4 protein-coding genes and 1 pseudogene are annotated in these 1987 nt (G+C 58.5%); all 5 read right to left on the bottom strand.

Going from position 1 to position 1987, the window contains the following annotated elements:
- A pseudogene (locus AN233_RS16160) lies at positions 1–506 on the bottom strand (heavy metal translocating P-type ATPase); the annotation flags it as partial.
- A gap of 47 nt (positions 507–553) precedes the next feature.
- Positions 554–754 carry a hypothetical protein gene (locus tag AN233_RS17870; protein ID WP_231554340.1) on the bottom strand — a complete coding sequence of 67 codons (201 nt, stop codon included), beginning with the start codon at positions 752–754 and terminating at the stop codon, positions 554–556.
- Between the two features lie 70 nt (positions 755–824).
- Positions 825–1022 carry a heavy-metal-associated domain-containing protein gene (locus tag AN233_RS03090; RefSeq protein ID WP_049987864.1) on the bottom strand — a complete coding sequence of 66 codons (198 nt, stop codon included), beginning with the start codon at positions 1020–1022 and terminating at the stop codon, positions 825–827.
- A 146-nt stretch (positions 1023–1168) separates the two neighbouring features.
- Positions 1169–1564 (bottom strand): hypothetical protein, encoded by a 396-nt coding sequence (locus AN233_RS03085; protein ID WP_058365393.1) that lies wholly within the window; start codon positions 1562–1564, stop codon positions 1169–1171.
- A 136-nt stretch (positions 1565–1700) separates the two neighbouring features.
- The gene (locus AN233_RS03080) at positions 1701–1976 is read right to left on the bottom strand and encodes a DUF7521 family protein (RefSeq protein ID WP_049987862.1); all 276 of its coding nucleotides are present in this window, start codon (positions 1974–1976) and stop codon (positions 1701–1703) included.
- Positions 1977–1987: the final 11 nt, after the last annotated feature.

Raw genomic sequence — 1987 nt, 5'->3', positions numbered from 1 at the left:
GCCAGTTCGTCGACGGCGCTCGAGGCTCGGCGTACCGACCGCATCTCGATCCAGTGGCCGAGGAGCATGATGTCGATCAGTGTGACGAGCTCCCAGAAGAACGCCGACTGCGTCGGGAACACCACGCTCGCGAGGCTGTAGACGAACGCGACGGTGATCGCCATCGAGATGAGCGTCATCATCCCCGGTGCCCGGTCTTTCAGCTCCGGCACCGCCATCTGGAGGAACGGCACCCCACCGTACGCGAAGACGATGACGGCGAACACCGGGTTGATCCACTCGCTCCCCGGGAACGTTGGGACGGAGAACCCGAGCCACTCCTGGAGCATTTCGCTGTACAGGAGGACGGGAATCGACAGGAGCGTCGAGACGAAGAAGCGCCGGCGGAACATCTGCTCGTGGCCTTCGTGCATCCCGCCATGCCCCTCACCGTGGCCCTCGTGGGAACCGTGGTCGTGCCCTTCGCCCTCGTGTCCGGCGTGCTCGTGCTGCTCGTGGGATGCCATTTCATTCGCCGCAGCAGGGTGAGCCTCGTCCTCCAGTAGCTCCTGTTCTACCCCTTCTTCGTCAGATTCACCGACCGCTTCATCGTGGTCGCCGTGTTCGTGCTGGTGACTGCTGGTGTCCTGCTGATCCTCTCCTCCCTGGGAATTCTCAGTTGTATCTTTGTGGTCATCCATAGATCATGTTCTCTGTAGAGGTGGATTCGCTGGCTTCCTGAATCTTCGCCCCTGAAACCGTACAGCAGGACCATCGTAGGCAAACTCCAAAGACAACTGTAGACCGTCGTCTCGAAGCGGTCCGTGCTATCCGCTAATTCCTACTCAGGCGTGAGCGGTGTACCCTGCGCCTTCGACGGCCTCCACAAGGGCCGTGACCTCTGCCTCACCCTCGACACTTGCCTGTTCGCTTTCCCTGTCGACGGTCACGGAAGTCACGCCAGAGACCTCTTCAAGGGCCTCTTCGACCGTCTGCTCACAGTGACCGCACGACATTCCTTCCACGGTGATGGTTGTCGTCATACAGAGGTACATACGTCTCCCTCTCTTTAGCGGATTCCCCCTTCGATCATACTGGTCTCTTGGGGGTCAAACTTTAGAATCCAAGTAACACCTGCGGGCGCAACGAACCAAATCACAGATTCACCAGCTGTCGATGGCGGGAAGATTCAGGTCTCGTTGTGGCGCTCCCTGTACGTCTTCGCTGCTAAAAAGACATATAGTGCGCCGATAGCCCGAATACCCGAGCGGAATCGCTCATTCCATTCTATCGACTCCGGACGCTCGTACAGGAACGCGGTGGCAAATCTCCGATACAGATCGGGAAACAGGAGGACGATCGCGCCGAACAGGCCGGTAAGATTCATCAGCCACGCGTATGCTCGCCCGTTACGGAGGGAAATCGCAGCTATCAGAACGCCCTCCGACCGGATAGCTGGACGGACCCACTCTCTCACAGTTCCCTCACTTGGGTTCGCAATCGCGAGTTTCTCGAAGAGCCCGACGATCTTGTCCGGGAACAGTGCTGAGATAGCGCCGAGGACACCCACGAGTGTTCGAATCATACGATATTGTACGACTGGTGCGGACATAATTCCCGCTGCGACCCTACACTAGCGAGAATAAGGGAATCCGAACAATAGCGACTTCGAATAAGGAACGACGCCCAGAGGACGCTTCTCGAATGAATGTCCCGAATACTCAGGGGTTCGGGGCATAGAGGGCGTAGAGAATTGACAGCATCCCGGCTGCGGTGACAACTGCTGCGACGAATCCTGCTTCGAAGATCGACACCTGGAGGAGTTCGAAGAGGACGCCTTCGAGAAGGCCGCCCAACCCGACCAGCGCGAAGCCGGCGGCGACGTACAGGAGCAACTGCGTGTGATGCCGCTGGTACCCACGATAGGCTTGGTACGCGATTACCAGCGCCAGCGCGGTCGTGAACAGCTTGCCGATGACGAATAACGTGTGTTCCATGAGTCAGTCTC

Origin of the sequence: Haloparvum sedimenti (assembly GCF_001462205.1) — an archaeon.
GTDB lineage: Archaea > Halobacteriota > Halobacteria > Halobacteriales > Haloferacaceae > Haloparvum > Haloparvum sedimenti.
This window is presented reverse-complemented; position numbering and strand designations above follow the sequence as displayed.

Excerpts from the sequence above, each read along its gene's own strand:
- AN233_RS17870 (WP_231554340.1), bottom strand. The coding sequence starts at position 754 with ATGGTCCTGCTGTACGGTTTCAGGGGCGAAGATTCAGGAAGCCAGCGA.
- AN233_RS03090 (WP_049987864.1), bottom strand. The coding sequence starts at position 1,022 with ATGACGACAACCATCACCGTGGAAGGAATGTCGTGCGGTCACTGTGAG.
- AN233_RS03085 (WP_058365393.1), bottom strand. The coding sequence starts at position 1,564 with ATGATTCGAACACTCGTGGGTGTCCTCGGCGCTATCTCAGCACTGTTC.
- AN233_RS03080 (WP_049987862.1), bottom strand. The coding sequence starts at position 1,976 with ATGGAACACACGTTATTCGTCATCGGCAAGCTGTTCACGACCGCGCTG.